Below are 14072 nucleotides of genomic sequence, written 5' to 3'. Positions count from 1 at the left end.
CGGCGCGGCGGCGGCCAGCGTGACGATCTTTGCCTGTCGTGGCTTGCGTGAAGCTGGGCGGGGCCTTCAGCGGCCGGCGGCGTCGCGCGTCGTGGCGCGCGCGGCCCAGTCGAGATAGGTGGGATCGCCGGCGGAAACGTCGAGGCGCAGGATTTCCGGAACCTCATAAGAATGCGCGGCGCGAATGGCGGCGGCGAGTGCGTCGTAATCGGCGGCGCGGGCCTTCGACTGCACGAGGAACTCCGGCTCCGCGCGGGTCTCGCCGTCCCACACGTAGAAGCTGCGGATCGGGAAAATCTGGACGCAGGCGGCGAGCTTGGCGGCGAGAAGGGCGCGGGCGATCCGCTCGGCGCCCGCCTCGCTGTCGATCGTCGTCTGGACGACGCAGAATTTCGGCTCTTTTCCGCTCACGGCGGGACTATGGGCGCGCCCCGGGGCGAAATCAACGCGGCCGGCGGGCGGCTCGGCGCTTTTCTTGCTGGGGCTTCGCGAGCGGCGGCGGAGCGCCGGCCGACATCCGGAGAGCTGAGGACATGTTCACCAGGGTCTGCAAGGAAGACACGGTTTTCGAAGGCGAAATGCGGCTCGTCATCGCCGATTCCCATGTCATCATCCTGGCTTGGGCCTTCGGCGGGGAGATCAAGGCCTTCCAGGGCGTGTGCCCGCACACCAATGCGCCGCTGGAGACCGCCGATTTCGACGGGGAGGTCTTGACCTGCCCGCTCCATAATTGGACATGGGATCTGCGCACCGGCGATCCGATCCATCCCCAGGAAAGCCGGCTCGCCGAATATCCGGTCAAGATCGAGGACGGCGTCATCTATCTCGACACGGATGGCGTCACGCCCCTCCTGGCCGAGCGCTGAGCGCGGCGGCGGGGGCTCGATCGGCCTCGTATTCGTCCCGAACGAGGTGAGTTCACAAGCGGTTGATCTCATTGCGCCGAGCGCTAGGTGCGGTTCGGCGCGCGCAGATCGACGAGATCGGCCGTGAGCGGGCGCGAACATATGGAGACGATTCTGCTTTTGCCGAATCGTCAAAATTCTTTATGTTCCGCGCCGGATGCGTCTCTAGGCCACGAAGAGAGGTAGGAGATGAACCTGTCCGAACAGCCCCCCGTCCCCGAGGAGGCGTCGAACGGCGTCGAAGCCGCGAGCCTGGACGCGCAACTCGAGGCGATCAAGGCGGAGCGCGATCGTCACGCCTCCGACAAGATCGAGCTCATCACCAAGGCGAGCGCTCTGTCGAAAGAGCTCGACGCCGCGCATGCGCAGCTCACCGCCGCGGCGGAGGAGAAGGACAAGGCGGTCTCGGCCGTCGTCGCCGAACGCGACGGCGCGTCCGCGCATCGCGATCGGCTGAGCGCCGAGCTCGACGCTCTGCGCGTGGAGCTCGGCTCCGCCCATGGCGCGAAGGAGAAGGCCGCCGCGCTCGCCGCGCAGGCGGGTTCCGAGATCGCCTATCTGAAGGAGAGGCTCGCCGCCGCCGGCTCGCCCGACCCGCTCGTCGTATTCGCCGATTACGCGCGCGAGAAGACGATTGCCGCCGTGGCCTGGACGCGCGCCAAAATCCCCGAGGGTCATGCGGCGCTGCCCTGGTTCGACCGTTTCATCGAGGCGGCGACGACCGTCGGCAGGCTGACCGGGAGCTTTTTGCGCTGGCTCGCCCCGCGCATCGTCGAGGCCTATGCCTGGGCGAAGCCCCGCGTATTGGAGCTCTACGCCAAGGCGAAGAGCGAGATCGAGACGCGCTTGAAGCAGAGCTGATCGCTTCCCTCCAACGCATTTCGGAAGGCGCGCGCCCCCCGGGGCGCGCGCCGTTTTCATGAGAGGAAGACCTCGTTTCATGAGAGGGAGACCTCGCGCGAGCCGGGGGCCGCCCAATCTCCGCAGGAGCGCAGGCGCGCGGGCGACGGGAAAACCCGGACCATGGCGGCGTCTCATGTCTGGTGGAGCGCGGGCGGGGAGGGAGCAGAGCGCGGCCGCTCCCGTCAAATCCGCTTCCCTTCCCACCCCGGCGCTGCTATCCCCGCCGCATGACGACGCGCAAAATCGACAATATCCGCAATTTCTCCATCGTCGCGCATATCGACCACGGCAAATCCACGCTCGCCGATCGGCTGATCCAGGCGACGGGGACCGTCGCCGCGCGCGATATGGTCGAGCAGGTGCTCGATTCGATGGATATCGAGCGCGAGCGCGGCATCACCATCAAGGCGCAGACGGTGCGCCTCGACTATAAGGCCGCGGACGGCAAGGATTACGTCCTGAACCTCATGGACACGCCCGGCCATGTCGACTTCGCCTATGAGGTCTCGCGCTCGCTGAAGGCCTGCGAAGGCTCGCTGCTCGTCGTCGACGCCAGCCAGGGCGTCGAGGCGCAGACGCTCGCCAATGTCTATCAGGCGCTCGACGCCGGTCACGAGATCGTGCCGGTTCTCAATAAGATCGACCTGCCGGCGGCCGAGCCCGACCGCATCCGGCAACAGATCGAGGACGTCATCGGCCTCGACGCCTCCAACGCCGTGCTCATTTCCGCCAAGACCGGCATCGGCATTCCCGATGTGCTGGAGGCGATTGTCACCCGCCTGCCGCCGCCCCAGGGCGATGAGGGGGCGCCGCTCAAGGCCATGCTCGTCGATTCTTGGTATGACGCCTATCTCGGCGTCGTCGTGCTGGTGCGCGTCATCGACGGGCGGATGCGCAAGGGGCAGAAGATTCTCATGATGGGCACAAACGCCCATTACGAGGTCGACAAGATCGGCGTGTTCAAGCCGAAGATGCAGGATGTCGCCTCGCTCGGTCCGGGCGAGGTCGGCTTCATCACCGCGCAGATCAAGCAGGTCGCCGATACACGCGTCGGCGACACCATCACCGAGGACAAGAAGCAATGCGACGCGCCGCTGCCGGGCTTCAAGCCGGCGCAGCCGGTGGTGTTCTGCGGCCTCTTCCCGGTGGACGCCGCGGATTTCGAGGATTTGCGCGCCGCCATCGGCAAGCTGCGCCTCAATGACGCGAGCTTTTCCTACGAGATGGAGACCTCCGCCGCGCTCGGCTTCGGCTTCCGCTGCGGCTTTCTGGGGCTGCTGCATCTCGAGATCATTCAGGAGCGCCTACGCCGCGAGTTCGATCTCGATCTCATCGCGACGGCGCCTTCGGTCGTCTATAAGCTCAAGCTGACCAATGGCGAGGAGATCGAGCTGCACAATCCGGCCGACATGCCGGATGTGGTGAAGATCGACGAAATCCTCGAGCCCTGGATCCGCGCAACGATCATGACGCCGGACGATTATCTCGGCGCCGTGCTGAAGCTCTGTCAGGATCGGCGCGGCGTGCAGGCCGATCTCAATTATGTCGGCAAGCGCGCCATGGCGGTCTATGACCTGCCGCTCAACGAAGTGGTGTTCGATTTCTACGATCGCTTGAAGTCGATCTCCAAGGGCTACGCCAGCTTCGATTATCACATCACCGATTATCGCGTCGGCGATCTCGTCAAGATGAGCATTCTGGTGAACGCCGAGCCGGTGGACGCGCTCTCCATGCTGGTGCATCGCACGCGCGCCGATTCGCGCGGCCGGCAAATGTGCGAGAAGCTCAAGGAGCTGATCCCGCCGCATATGTTCCAAGTGCCGATTCAGGCGGCGATCGGCGGCAAGATCATCGCCCGCGAGACGGTGCGCGCCTTCCGCAAGGATGTGACGGCCAAGTGCTATGGCGGCGACGCGACCCGCAAGCGCAAGCTTCTCGAGAAGCAGAAGGAAGGCAAGAAGAAGATGCGCCAGTTCGGCCGCGTGGAGATTCCGCAGGAGGCGTTTATCGCGGCGCTGAAGATGGAGGATTGAGGCGCGATCACGCGCCCTATCTTGGGAAGAGTCCGTCAACCTGCTACAATTCGTCCTATGCTGAAAACCTTGGCCTATCCTCTCACCATCTTTCAGCGGCAAAAGGGCAGTCATGCGACCTTTCGCCATCCAGAAACCAAACGCACGACCGTCGTGCCTCCATGGTGGCGACGTGAAGCGGCCGCTTCTGAAAATGATCCTTATTCAGGCCGGGCTGACGGAAGACGACTTTTCGAAATTGTTGTGAGGGGCTTGCGGCGGTACGCAATCACGTACATGCTCCCCCCATGCGCACCACCTCATACAGTGATCTTCGCAAGAATCTCGCGGCCACGCTCGACCGCGTGACCGAGGATCACGAGCCCGTGGTCATCACCCGTGACCGCGGCAAGCCGGCCGCCGTGCTCATCTCTCTCGAAGATTTCGCCTCCTATGAGGAGACCGCGCATCTCTCGAGGAGCCCGCGCAACGCCGAGCGTTTGCGTGCGGCGATCGACGAGCTCGACGCCGGCGAGGGCAAAGAGCGCAAGCTCTCGGAATGAAGCGCGTCTTCGCGGAGCAGGCCTGGGACGACTACCTCTATTGGCAGGCGCAGGACGCAAAAATTCTCGAACGGCTGAACGCGCTCATCAGGGAATGCCAGCGCACGCCATTTGCGGGCGCGGGAAAGCCGGAGCCTCTACGCGGCGATCTGCGCGGCTGGTGGTCCCGGCGCATCACGCTCGAGCATAGGCTCGTCTATCGCGTCGAGGGCGAGAGCCTGCTCATCGCGCAGTGCAGATATCATTATTGAAGTCGGGCGAGTTCCGTTTTCCGGGCGTGAAGCTGCATTGGCCCTCATCCGACCCTCGCTGACGCGAGGGCCGCCTTCTCCCGGAACGGGAGAAGGATTTCGCGCCGAGCGTTCACTCCTCCTCGCGCACCTCCGCGCCCACCACCAGCCCTTCCTGGAACCAGCCGGCGAGCATTTGCGCGAGACGCTCGGGCGAGGCGTCGTCCAAATCGCGGAAGGCCGCCATCTGGCAGATGTCGCCGAAAGCGTGGCCCTCCATAGCCAACGACAGCGCCAGAAATTCGTCCGCCTCCAATTCGCAATGCACGGAGTCGAGATCGGCCCGCCACACAGCGGCATGGCCTCGCCCCTCGTCGCGCGGAGGCAGCTCCTGCTGCTCCATCGCCGCCTCATGCGTCGCGATCGTGCCGGCCTCGAGCTCCAGCAGAATGAGGCTCGGGTGAAAGGCGAAGGAGAGGCGTGGCCATTGTTCCGGCGTGAAGGCGCCGAGCGCGTCGATCGCCAGCGGCTCGGCGTCGGGCGCATCGAAAGCGTCGGTGAGCGCGCGCTCGAACATTGCGAGGTCGATCGCCCGCGCATTGTCGCGCCACTCGGCGCTCTCACGCAGAAAATCGGGAAGCCGCGTCGTGTACCAGCGGGCGTTGCGCTGGCGCGAGGGCTGCGCGGCGATATAGGCGTCGGCGAGCGCGTCGAAGGCCTCCTCGCCGATGAGCGCGCGCAGCGCGGGAAAGTCGGCGGCGAGGAATTCCGCGAGCCGCGCGCGATAGGCGTTCACATAGACGCCGAACAAAGTGGTGCGATCGGCCTGGCCCGAATTCTTGACCGATTCGAGAATGCGCGCGCCATCCTCCGCGCCCGCGAGCACGCCGGTCTGGAACATCGCCTGCAGATCGGCGAGCTTCATGCCGCGCTCCGCGCGCCTTCGGCGTCTATGCGCGCGGCGATCTCGCGCATATGGCCGAGCTCGGTCAGCAATTCGTCGAAGGGCGGAAAATTATCGTCGCGCTCGATCATCGTGGAGACGTCGCCGAAGCGCCGCCGCGCGCGCTCATAGAGCGCCCACACCTCGTCGCAGACCGGCTGGTCGTGCGTGTCGATGCGATGCGTGCCATTGTCCGTATGGCCGGCCATATGGAATTGCGCGACGCGCTCCGGATCGATGGCGTCGATGAATTCATTCGGATCGAAGCCGTGATTGAAGCCGGAGACGAAGACATTATTGACGTCGAGCAGCAGCAGGCAGTCGGCGCGGCGCGCGAGCTCGTCGACGAAAGCCCATTCGCTCATCTCGGATTCGCGAAAGGCGACATAAGTGGAAGCGTTCTCGACGACGAGCCGGCGGCCGAGGAAATCCTGCACGCGCATCACGCGCTCGGCGACATGGGCGAGCGCTTCCTGCGTATAGGGAATGGGCAGCAGATCATGCAGCGTGACGCCATGCACGCCGGTCCAGGCGAGATGGTCGGAGACAAAGGCGGGCTCTATGCGCTCGGCGAGAGCTTTCAACGCGCGCAGATAGTCGAAATCGAGCGGATCGGTCGAGGCGAGCGACATTGCGACGCCATGCATGACGATCGGATAATCGGCGCGCACGCGCTCCAGCATGGCGGTCGGGCGGCCGCCGCCGATCATGTAATTTTCCGAGATGATCTCGAACCAGTCGACGGCCGGGCGCGTCGCGAGAATTTCGTCGTAATAGATCGGTCTCAGTCCGAGGCCATGTCCCAACGGGGCGGGTCTGCTCATCTCTCGCGCTCCACCTCTTGCTTCGCGTCGCCCCCGCCGCGAGAATCGATCGCGTCGAGAACGGCGCGATCGACAGCTTCGATCCCTCAACGGCCGTGGCACGAGCCCTTGGCGCCGCAAGACGCCTTATGTCCCTTATTGTGCTTGCAGACGCCCTTTTTGGTCATGCACTTCGTCTTGCCGCCGCACTGACCTTTTTCCATATTGCAGACGTGTTTGGAATGCTTGGCGGAGGCCTGCGTCGAAACGCCGCCGGCGAGCGCCAGAGCGATCGCCGCCGCGGCGATGGTCGAGCCCGAAACGATCTTGGTTTTCATTTTTCTTCTCCCATTTTCGCTCTCCGCCCGCAGGCGAAAAGCGCAACCTGGGCCTCCCCAGGCCCGTCGCGACCATAACACTCGCGGAATGATTTGAAAGGCTGCATCCTTTTCCGTTTCGCCCGCCGTTGCGGGCGTGGTTGACAGTTCAGCTGCAGCTTTCCATTCTTCCTTTCGCCGCCCGGCGGGGACGGAGATGGTCGAGTGAGGAGATTGGTTATGTCGCATGGTGGAAAAATCATTTTGATCGGCGCGGCTTTCGCCTGCGGCTTTACGGCGCTTCTCGCCTCGCCCGCGCAGCCCCGCGCCCAGGAGGAGCCGCTCTACGAGCCGCTCGTCGATCGCGACGCCCGCGGCTTCAAGGAGCCGAAATACGCCAAGGATCTCGCCTTCTGCCGCAATCGCGCTCTGCCGCAGGAGCGCGCGGCGCGCGCCGGCGCGAGCCAGGCGGCGGGCGGCGCCGCTCTGGCGACAGCCGGCAATATCGCCCGCTACGTGCCCGTGCCGGGCTGGGGCGCGGCGCAAGGCCTGTGGGCGGGCGGCAGCGCGGCGGAGGCCGTCGGCTCGGCCGCGGCCGGCCAAGGCGCGATGACGGCGGAGCAGGCGATGCAGGACTATGTTCTCGTCGTCAACGCCTGTCTCGAGCGCCGCGGCTATCTGCTGCTGCGCTAGAGCGTTTCCAGCCGAGGACACTGGTTCGGCGTTGGAAACGCGTTGAAACAAAAGCCGAGAGTCTTTCCCTGTTTCAATGAAACACGGAAAGACTCTCGTGCGATCCGAACGCTCTATTTGCGCAGCCTCGCGATGAGGCTCGACGTGTCCCAGCGTCGGCCTCCCATGCCCTCCACTTCCGCATAGAATTGGTCGACCAGCGCGGCGACCGGCAGGCTCGCGCCATTGCGGCGGGCCTCGGCGAAACAGATGCCGAGGTCCTTGCGCATCCATTCGACGGCGAAGCCGAAATCATAGTCGCCGGCGAGCATGGTCTTGTGGCGGTTCTCCATCTGCCAGGATTGCGCCGCGCCATTCTTGATGAGGTCGACGACCGCCGCGCCGTCGAGCCCGGCGCGGGTCGCGAAATCCAGCGCCTCGGCGAGGCCCTGCACGAGGCCGGCGATGCAGATCTGATTGACCATTTTGGTGAGCTGGCCGGCCCCCGGCGGCCCCATCAGCCGGCAGGCGCGCGCATAGGCCGCGACGACCGGCTCGGCGCGCGCGAAATCCGCCGCGTCGCCGCCGCACATCACCGTCAGCGCGCCATTCTCCGCGCCCGACTGCCCGCCGGAGACCGGCGCGTCGAGAAAGCCGAAGCCGCCCGCCCTCGCGCGCGCATGGAGCTCGCGCGCGACCTCCGCCGAGGCGGTGGTGTGATCGACGAAGACGGCGCCGGCTTTCAGCGAATGGAAGGCGCCGTCCGCGCCGATGGTGACCTGGCGCAGATCATCGTCATTGCCGACGCAGGCGAAGACGAAATCGGCGCCCTCGGCGGCGCGGCGCGGCGTCGGCGCGCTCTTGGCGGAAAATTGCGCCGCGAAACGCTCGGCCTTCTCGGCGGTGCGGTTGTAGACGACGACCTCGTGTCCGCCGCGCGCGACGAGATGGCCGGCCATCGGATAGCCCATCACGCCCAATCCGATGAAGGCGACTTTGAGATCGGTCATAGCTCGGTCCTCTGCGGGTGAATCGCTCGGCGGGGAAAGCAAGGCCGAGGCCGGCGGCCCGACGCTAGCGTATGTCGAAATCGAAATATTTGGCGCGGATCGTTCGATAGCTCCCGTCGGCGACGATCGCCTCGATCGCCGCGTCGATCGCGCGCTTTAGCGCGGCGTCGCCCTTGCGCAAGCCTATGCCGAAACCGCCGCCGAAATAGGCGGCGTCCTGCGGCAGATCGGCGACGATGCGGCAGCAGCGCCCCTCTTTGCGCTCGCGCAGAAAATCGACGGCGGCGAGCTTGTCCTCGGCGACCACGTCGACGCGGCCTTCGGCGAGGTCCAGCATGGCCGCTTCGAGCGTGGCGTAGCGCTGGATTTCGCTCTCCTTGAATTTGTCCTCCGCATAGGCTTGCTGCGGCCCGTCGGCGACGACGCCGATGCGCGCGCCCTGCATCGCCTTCGGCTCGGCGCTGGCGAGCGCCGACTGCCGCTGCGCGATCAGCGCAGACGGCCTATGCGCATAGGGCTTGGAGAAGTCGATTTTGCGCAGCCGCTCCTCATCGATCTCCATGGCGGAGACGACGAGGTTGTATTGCCGGTTCTCGAGGCCGGAGACGAGGCTCTCCCACTCCTGGGTGACGAAGACGCAATCGGCGTCGATCCGCCGGCAGATCTCGCGCGTCAGATCGATCTCGAAACCGGCGAGCTGATTATTGGCGTCGAGATAGTTGAAGGGCGGCCGCGCGCCTTCGCTGGCGACGCGCAGGCGCAAGGGTTCGGCGGCGGCCGGAGCGAGAAGGAGGGCGAAGGTCGCCGCGGCGGCGGCGAGGCGCCGGATCATCGCGAGGCGCCGGATCATCCCCCGGTCGTGCTCATATGCCGCGCGACGGCCGGCGCTCGCGTGGCGCGGTCGATGATGAAATCATGCCCCTTGGGCTTGCGGGCGATCGCCTCGTCTATGGCCGCATGGAGCGAGGCGTCGCTGGCGTCGGCGCGCAGCGGCGCGCGCAGATCGGCGGCGTCCTCCTGGCCGAGGCACATGAACAGAGTGCCGGTGCAGGTGACGCGCACGCGATTGCAGGATTCGCAGAAATTATGCGAGAGCGGCGTGATGAAGCCGACGCGCCCGCCGGTCTCGGCGACGCGCATATAGCGGGCCGGGCCGCCGCTGCGATAGTCGATCTCCTCGAGCGTGAAGCGCTCGGCGAGCCGGTCGCGCACATGGGTGAGCGGGATGTATTGATCGACGCGCTCGCCGCCGTCGATCTCGCCGAGCGGCATCACCTCGATGAAGGTCATATCCATGCCGCGCTCATGGGCGAAGCGCGTCAGCGTGACGAACTCGTCCTCGTTCACATCCTTCAGCGCAACGGCGTTGAGCTTCACCTCGAGGCCGGCGCGCAGCGCCGCATCGACGCCCGCCAGCACGCGCTCATGGTCGCCGGTGCGCGTCAATTGTCGGAAACGCTCCGCATCGAGCGTATCGAGCGAGACATTGACGCGCTTGACGCCGCAATCGGCGAGCGCCGCAGCGAAGCGCTCGAGCTGCGAGCCATTGGTGGTCAGCGTCAGCTCCTCGAGCCGGCCGGAGACGAGATGGCGCGAGAGGCGCTCGAACAGCGAGAGAATATCGCGCCGCATCAAGGGCTCGCCGCCGGTGATGCGCAGCTTGCGCGTGCCGCGCTCGACGAAGGCCGTGCACAGCCGGTCGAGCTCCTCGAGCGTCAGCAGATCGCGGCGGGGCAAAAATTGCATGTGCTCGGACATGCAGTAGACGCAGCGGAAATCGCAACGATCCGTCACCGAGACGCGCAGGTAGGAAATGGCCCGTCCGAACGGGTCGAGGAGCGGCGCGGGGGCCGTCGGATCATAGGCGATTTTCGGATGCGGATTCATACAGTCGACCGTTTGCGGCGTCCCGTCCGGCGTATAGGGTCCCGAGAGGGTTCAGCCTATATATTGACGGAATGGCCGCGCGTGAAGCCCCAAGAGACGAGCGAAGAGGGGTGGCGGGCGACGAGCGGATCGGGAGAGGGAAATGGCCGACGCGGATATTTGGCCGAGCGAGATACGCCTCATGGACGAGGGGCGGAAGCTCAGGGTGAGCTTCGAGAATGGGGCGAGCTATGATCTTTCGGCCGAGCATCTGAGGGTGCGCAGCCCCTCGGCCGAGGTGCAGGGCCATTCGCCGGAGGAGCGCAAGACCGTGGGCGGCAAGCGCAATGTGGCCATAATCGGCGTGGCGCCGGTCGGCCATTACGCCGTGCGGCTCGATTTCGACGATCTGCACAACACCGGCATCTACACCTGGCCCTATCTCCATGAGCTCGGCGTCGGCGGCGAGGCGGATTTCAACGCCTATCTCGGCGAGCTCGCCGAAAAGGGCCTGGATCGCGATCGTCCAGGCGAACGATAAACGGGCGAACGATAGGCTGGCGAACGATAAAAAAAGCGCGCCGAGCCCGTTTCGGGCGCTCGGCGCGCGTTTTTCGGGTGGTCGAGGATCAGCGCGTCACGATGACCCGCGCGCCGACGCGCACGCGCTCATAGAGATCGACGACATCCTCATTGGTCATGCGGATGCAGCCGGAGGACACCGCCTGGCCGATGGTCTCGGGCTCGTTGGAGCCGTGGATGCGGTAGAGCGAGCCGCCGAGATACATGGCGCGCGCGCCGAGCGGATTGGTGAGCCCGCCCTGCATGTGGCGCGGCAGGTCGGGACGGCGGCGCAGCATTTGCGGCGGCGGGGTCCAGGCCGGCCATTCGCGCTTGCTGGAGACAAAGCGCGTGCCGGTCCATTCGAAGCCGGGCCGGCCGACGCCGACGCCATAGCGGATCGCCTGATTATTGCCGAGCACGTAATAGAGCCGGCGTTCATTGGTCGAGACGATGATGGTGCCGGGCGAATAGCCGCCCGGATAGGACACGATCTCGCGAGCGACGGCGGTCGCCTGCGGCCGGACGTCGACCGGCTGTCCACGCGGACTCAAATCGAACAATCCGGCCAAGCCCCCTGTTTCGTACGCAGACCCGGCCGAGCAACTCATGAATAAAATGCACAGAGCAACTGCGATACGCCGCATGAGCTTCCCCCATTCGCATCAGTGACAACAATCGAGCGGCCGCGGTCGCTGGAGCGACCGCGTTGCGAAGCCGGATGTCTGGTCCGGCGTCGTTTCCTCGCACGCCTTCGCTCGATGCGAAAGCGCGCGGAATGATCATTAAAAAATTTTCGACGCGACGAAGCGGCTGCGGTGCGGCCGGCGGCCTAGGGGCGCGCCGGGCTCACGGCGCGCGCGCTTCGCGGATCGTCGAGGTCAGCGGGCGGCGCCGCGGCGGCGACGCTGCTGGCCGAGGCCCATTTGCTTGGCGAGCGTGGAGCGCGCCTTGGCGTAATTGGGGGCGACCATCGGATAATCGGCCGCGAGACCCCACTTCTCGCGGTATTCTTCCGGCGAGAGACCATATTGCGTGCGCAAATGGCGCTTGAGGGACTTGAACTTCTTGCCATCCTCCAAGCAGATGATGAAATCGTTGGTCACCGACTTGCGCACCGAAATGGCGGGCTTAGGCGCTTCGACCGGCTCGACGGCCACGCCGGAGCCGACACGCATGAGCGCGCCATAGACTTCGTTGATGAGACCCGGAAGATCGCCGGCCGGAACCGAATTGTTGCTCACATAGGCGGAAACGATGTCTGCCGCGAGTTCGATGTTGTTGGACGATGTCATCTCTTCACTCTTCACTTTCTCGTTTCGGCGCCGGAATTCCTTACGGGGCGGCGCGGCCGAAGGGGCGGAGCTCGGCATATTCGGGGGCGAGCAAGTCTGCGCCGTATCGGCCGCAAAAACATTGTCGGGTATACATCAATGCTCTACCCCCCGCAACTAAATCGTAACGAAGTTCCACTAAATCTGGGCATAAATATTTGCTGCGACTGCTACGTAGAACTACGGGCCGAAATCGAGCGGCCGCCGACGCCTGTGTTTGACTTGGGCCGCCCGGGGGCCGGCGACGACATGAAAGGAACTGGCCGCCGATCGGCAGAAGAACGCGCCGAACTCATGCCTCCTTTCGAAGTGGAATGCAGCGTCCGCGCGCAGACTATGCTCGCTCAACCGCTGGTCGACGCTTCGAACTCCACTTCGGCGCGCAGATTGTCCAGGTCGCGGCCGATCGTCGCCACAGCCATTCTGTGATCGCGGCAGAAATAGGTCACGGCGCAATCTTTTTTCTCGAGGCTGCCGGCGATCTCGATGCGATCCCAGGCGCGGGCGTGTCCCACATAAGAAATCGTCATGTCGTAATGCCGGCTCCAGAAGAAGGGCTGCGCCTCGAAACGCTCCTTCGCGCCGAGAATGTTGCGCGCCGCCGTCTGGCCCTGGCGCTCGGCGGTGACGAAATGCTCGATCCTGATCCGCTCGCCGCTGTGGCGATCCGGCCAGCGGGCTATGTCGCCGGCGGCGAAGACGCCGGGCGCGCTGGTTTCCAGATATTCGTCGACGAGCACGCCGCGATCCATCGCGAGCCCGGCTTCCCAGGCGAGTGTCGAGAGCGGGCGAACGCCGATGCCGACGACGACGAGATCGGCGCCGACCGTCGTTCCGCTCACGAGCGCGACATGATCCTCGCCGATCGAGGCGACGCTCTCGCCGAGATGGAAGACGACGCCATGCGCCTCATGCTCCGCGCGCACGAGCCGTCCGATGTCTTCGCCCAGCGTTTTCTGCATGGGCGTCGCGTCGGGCGCGATGACATGGACCTCGAGTCCGCGCTCGCGCAGCGCGGCCGCCGCCTCGAGGCCGATGAAGCTCGCCCCGATCACCGCGACGCGCGACGCGCGCGCTGCGGCGGCGATGATCGCGCGGCTATCGGCGAGGCTGCGCAGATAATGGACATGCAGGAGGTCGGCGCCCGGAATTTGGAGGCGAACCGGCTCTGCGCCTGTCGCCAGCAGAAGCGCGTCATAGCGCAGCGGCTCGCCATGCTCGAGGCAGACGAGGCGCGCGCCGGGATCGATGGCGCGCACGCGCGTTGCGAGCAGCAGCTCGATGCGCCGATCCTCGTAATAGTCGCGCGGCCGTAGCGGCAGCCACTCCTCCGGCGCCGAGCCCGCGAGATAGTCCTTCGACAGATTGGGCCGGTCATAGGGCGCGGCGGCGTCGGCGCTGACGAGGATGAGCGAGCCTAAATAGCCGGCTTCCCGCAGCTGATGGACCGCGGCGAGGCCGGCCGCGCCGCCGCCGATGACGATGACGCGTCCGAGCGTCGGCGGAACGCTCGCGCGCTCGCGCCGGGCGGGATCGATCTTGTCTGTCGCGAACAGAAGATCGCCGCGCCTTTCCGTGCGCCAGCAGGGGATGGGATCGAGCGCCGGCGCCCGCAGCGCCCGTCCGTCGCGCAGGCTGAAGCAGGCGTGGTGCCAGGGACAACGGATCGTGTCGGCGACGACGAGGCCTTCGCCGAGCGGGCCCTGATAATGGGTGCAGAAGGCGCCGATCGCGAAGAATTCGTCGCCGTGGCGGATCAGCAGCGCCGGCTCGGCGCCGACACGGCCGGCAAGGACGGCGCCGTCGGCCATATCGGCGAAAGTGACGCCGAGCGAGAAATCGGGGCCCTCGGCCGCCGTTGCGTCCTCGCCCATGATTCGCCTCGAAGGATTCCTGAACGCGCCGCGCCGGGCGCAGCAAATTATCTAGATCGACGCGCTGGCGCCGACAAGG

Annotated in this window: 18 protein-coding genes; 8 read left to right on the top strand and 10 right to left on the bottom strand. The window is 65.7% G+C overall.

Annotated features, from left to right (window positions below):
* Positions 1 to 66: 66 nt before the first annotated feature.
* Positions 67 to 411 carry a divalent cation tolerance protein CutA gene (cutA, locus tag AC6IY7_RS05990; protein WP_497782163.1) on the bottom strand — a complete coding sequence of 115 codons (345 nt, stop codon included), beginning with the start codon at positions 409 to 411 and terminating at the stop codon, positions 67 to 69.
* A 122-nt stretch (positions 412 to 533) separates the two neighbouring features.
* Here cutA and AC6IY7_RS05985 point away from each other — a divergent pair, with 122 nt between their 5' ends.
* The 6 genes from AC6IY7_RS05985 (at position 534) to AC6IY7_RS05960 (ending at position 4634) form a co-directional block, all read left to right on the top strand.
* Positions 534 to 866: a monooxygenase system ferredoxin subunit gene (locus AC6IY7_RS05985; RefSeq protein WP_196407652.1), complete on the top strand. Its 333-nt coding sequence runs from the start codon at positions 534 to 536 to the stop codon at positions 864 to 866.
* Positions 867 to 1094: 228 nt separating this feature from the next.
* Positions 1095 to 1766 (top strand): hypothetical protein, encoded by a 672-nt coding sequence (locus AC6IY7_RS05980; protein WP_497782162.1) that lies wholly within the window; start codon positions 1095 to 1097, stop codon positions 1764 to 1766.
* A gap of 269 nt (positions 1767 to 2035) precedes the next feature.
* Complete coding sequence (lepA, locus tag AC6IY7_RS05975; protein ID WP_497782161.1) at positions 2036 to 3841, top strand: translation elongation factor 4; 1806 nt, start codon at positions 2036 to 2038, stop codon at positions 3839 to 3841.
* A 57-nt stretch (positions 3842 to 3898) separates the two neighbouring features.
* The gene (locus AC6IY7_RS05970; protein WP_497782160.1) at positions 3899 to 4189 is read left to right on the top strand and encodes a type II toxin-antitoxin system HicA family toxin; all 291 of its coding nucleotides are present in this window, start codon (positions 3899 to 3901) and stop codon (positions 4187 to 4189) included.
* Entirely contained in the window at positions 4129 to 4383 is a 255-nt protein-coding gene (locus AC6IY7_RS05965) for a type II toxin-antitoxin system Phd/YefM family antitoxin (RefSeq protein WP_497782159.1), read from the top strand. The genes AC6IY7_RS05970 and AC6IY7_RS05965 overlap by 61 nt, the downstream gene beginning before the upstream one ends.
* Positions 4380 to 4634, top strand: coding sequence for a Txe/YoeB family addiction module toxin (locus tag AC6IY7_RS05960; protein ID WP_497782158.1), 255 nt, complete (start codon positions 4380 to 4382; stop codon positions 4632 to 4634). Before AC6IY7_RS05965 ends, AC6IY7_RS05960 begins: the two co-directional genes overlap by 4 nt.
* A gap of 112 nt (positions 4635 to 4746) precedes the next feature.
* Here the strand turns inward: AC6IY7_RS05960 and AC6IY7_RS05955 are convergent, their stop codons facing one another.
* From AC6IY7_RS05955 to AC6IY7_RS05945, 3 genes are all read right to left on the bottom strand, one after another.
* Positions 4747 to 5538 (bottom strand): HvfC/BufC family peptide modification chaperone, encoded by a 792-nt coding sequence (locus tag AC6IY7_RS05955; protein ID WP_497782157.1) that lies wholly within the window; start codon positions 5536 to 5538, stop codon positions 4747 to 4749.
* Positions 5535 to 6380 (bottom strand): MNIO family bufferin maturase, encoded by an 846-nt coding sequence (bufB, locus tag AC6IY7_RS05950; protein ID WP_497782156.1) that lies wholly within the window; start codon positions 6378 to 6380, stop codon positions 5535 to 5537. Before bufB ends, AC6IY7_RS05955 begins: the two co-directional genes overlap by 4 nt.
* An 86-nt stretch (positions 6381 to 6466) precedes the next feature.
* Positions 6467 to 6697, bottom strand: a complete 231-nt coding sequence (locus AC6IY7_RS05945) for a hypothetical protein (RefSeq protein WP_497782155.1) — start codon at positions 6695 to 6697, stop codon at positions 6467 to 6469.
* Between the two features lie 219 nt (positions 6698 to 6916).
* Here AC6IY7_RS05945 and AC6IY7_RS05940 point away from each other — a divergent pair, with 219 nt between their 5' ends.
* Positions 6917 to 7369: a hypothetical protein gene (locus AC6IY7_RS05940; RefSeq protein ID WP_497782154.1), complete on the top strand. Its 453-nt coding sequence runs from the start codon at positions 6917 to 6919 to the stop codon at positions 7367 to 7369.
* A gap of 113 nt (positions 7370 to 7482) precedes the next feature.
* Here the strand turns inward: AC6IY7_RS05940 and AC6IY7_RS05935 are convergent, their stop codons facing one another.
* The 3 genes from AC6IY7_RS05935 to moaA all read right to left on the bottom strand — a co-directional run bounded on the left by AC6IY7_RS05935 (position 7483) and on the right by moaA (position 10245).
* Complete coding sequence (locus AC6IY7_RS05935; RefSeq protein ID WP_497782153.1) at positions 7483 to 8358, bottom strand: NAD(P)-dependent oxidoreductase; 876 nt, start codon at positions 8356 to 8358, stop codon at positions 7483 to 7485.
* A gap of 64 nt (positions 8359 to 8422) precedes the next feature.
* On the bottom strand, positions 8423 to 9208 hold the full coding sequence (locus tag AC6IY7_RS05930; RefSeq protein ID WP_497782152.1) for a transporter substrate-binding domain-containing protein: 786 nt from the start codon (positions 9206 to 9208) through the stop codon (positions 8423 to 8425).
* Positions 9205 to 10245: a GTP 3',8-cyclase MoaA gene (gene moaA / locus AC6IY7_RS05925; protein ID WP_497782151.1), complete on the bottom strand. Its 1041-nt coding sequence runs from the start codon at positions 10243 to 10245 to the stop codon at positions 9205 to 9207. Before moaA ends, AC6IY7_RS05930 begins: the two co-directional genes overlap by 4 nt.
* A gap of 142 nt (positions 10246 to 10387) precedes the next feature.
* Between moaA and AC6IY7_RS05920 the strand changes: the two genes are divergently transcribed.
* Complete coding sequence (locus AC6IY7_RS05920; RefSeq protein ID WP_497782150.1) at positions 10388 to 10765, top strand: gamma-butyrobetaine hydroxylase family protein; 378 nt, start codon at positions 10388 to 10390, stop codon at positions 10763 to 10765.
* Positions 10766 to 10853: 88 nt separating this feature from the next.
* Here AC6IY7_RS05920 and AC6IY7_RS05915 read toward each other — a convergent pair whose 3' ends face one another.
* The 3 genes from AC6IY7_RS05915 to AC6IY7_RS05905 form a co-directional block, all read right to left on the bottom strand.
* Positions 10854 to 11432, bottom strand: a complete 579-nt coding sequence (locus AC6IY7_RS05915; RefSeq protein ID WP_497782149.1) for a L,D-transpeptidase — start codon at positions 11430 to 11432, stop codon at positions 10854 to 10856.
* Positions 11433 to 11666: 234 nt separating this feature from the next.
* Positions 11667 to 12080: a Ros/MucR family transcriptional regulator gene (locus AC6IY7_RS05910; RefSeq protein ID WP_497782148.1), complete on the bottom strand. Its 414-nt coding sequence runs from the start codon at positions 12078 to 12080 to the stop codon at positions 11667 to 11669.
* Between the two features lie 383 nt (positions 12081 to 12463).
* Positions 12464 to 13993: an FAD-dependent oxidoreductase gene (locus AC6IY7_RS05905; protein ID WP_497782147.1), complete on the bottom strand. Its 1530-nt coding sequence runs from the start codon at positions 13991 to 13993 to the stop codon at positions 12464 to 12466.
* Positions 13994 to 14072 lie beyond the last annotated feature (79 nt).

The sequence above is a fragment of the Methylosinus sp. is20ea genome (genome assembly GCF_059718135.1).
The sequence above is the reverse complement of the archived record's forward strand: the minus strand, read 5'-3'. Positions and strand labels throughout refer to the sequence as shown.

Excerpts from the sequence above, each read along its gene's own strand:
- AC6IY7_RS05985 (WP_196407652.1), top strand. The coding sequence starts at position 534 with ATGTTCACCAGGGTCTGCAAGGAAGACACGGTTTTCGAAGGCGAAATG.
- AC6IY7_RS05980 (WP_497782162.1), top strand. The coding sequence starts at position 1,095 with ATGAACCTGTCCGAACAGCCCCCCGTCCCCGAGGAGGCGTCGAACGGC.
- lepA (WP_497782161.1), top strand. The coding sequence starts at position 2,036 with ATGACGACGCGCAAAATCGACAATATCCGCAATTTCTCCATCGTCGCG.
- AC6IY7_RS05970 (WP_497782160.1), top strand. The coding sequence starts at position 3,899 with ATGCTGAAAACCTTGGCCTATCCTCTCACCATCTTTCAGCGGCAAAAG.
- AC6IY7_RS05965 (WP_497782159.1), top strand. The coding sequence starts at position 4,129 with ATGCGCACCACCTCATACAGTGATCTTCGCAAGAATCTCGCGGCCACG.
- AC6IY7_RS05960 (WP_497782158.1), top strand. The coding sequence starts at position 4,380 with ATGAAGCGCGTCTTCGCGGAGCAGGCCTGGGACGACTACCTCTATTGG.
- AC6IY7_RS05955 (WP_497782157.1), bottom strand. The coding sequence starts at position 5,538 with ATGAAGCTCGCCGATCTGCAGGCGATGTTCCAGACCGGCGTGCTCGCG.
- bufB (WP_497782156.1), bottom strand. The coding sequence starts at position 6,380 with ATGAGCAGACCCGCCCCGTTGGGACATGGCCTCGGACTGAGACCGATC.
- AC6IY7_RS05945 (WP_497782155.1), bottom strand. The coding sequence starts at position 6,697 with ATGAAAACCAAGATCGTTTCGGGCTCGACCATCGCCGCGGCGGCGATC.
- AC6IY7_RS05940 (WP_497782154.1), top strand. The coding sequence starts at position 6,917 with ATGTCGCATGGTGGAAAAATCATTTTGATCGGCGCGGCTTTCGCCTGC.
- AC6IY7_RS05935 (WP_497782153.1), bottom strand. The coding sequence starts at position 8,358 with ATGACCGATCTCAAAGTCGCCTTCATCGGATTGGGCGTGATGGGCTAT.
- AC6IY7_RS05930 (WP_497782152.1), bottom strand. The coding sequence starts at position 9,208 with ATGATCCGGCGCCTCGCGATGATCCGGCGCCTCGCCGCCGCCGCGGCG.
- moaA (WP_497782151.1), bottom strand. The coding sequence starts at position 10,245 with ATGAATCCGCATCCGAAAATCGCCTATGATCCGACGGCCCCCGCGCCG.
- AC6IY7_RS05920 (WP_497782150.1), top strand. The coding sequence starts at position 10,388 with ATGGCCGACGCGGATATTTGGCCGAGCGAGATACGCCTCATGGACGAG.
- AC6IY7_RS05915 (WP_497782149.1), bottom strand. The coding sequence starts at position 11,432 with ATGCGGCGTATCGCAGTTGCTCTGTGCATTTTATTCATGAGTTGCTCG.
- AC6IY7_RS05910 (WP_497782148.1), bottom strand. The coding sequence starts at position 12,080 with ATGACATCGTCCAACAACATCGAACTCGCGGCAGACATCGTTTCCGCC.
- AC6IY7_RS05905 (WP_497782147.1), bottom strand. The coding sequence starts at position 13,993 with ATGGGCGAGGACGCAACGGCGGCCGAGGGCCCCGATTTCTCGCTCGGC.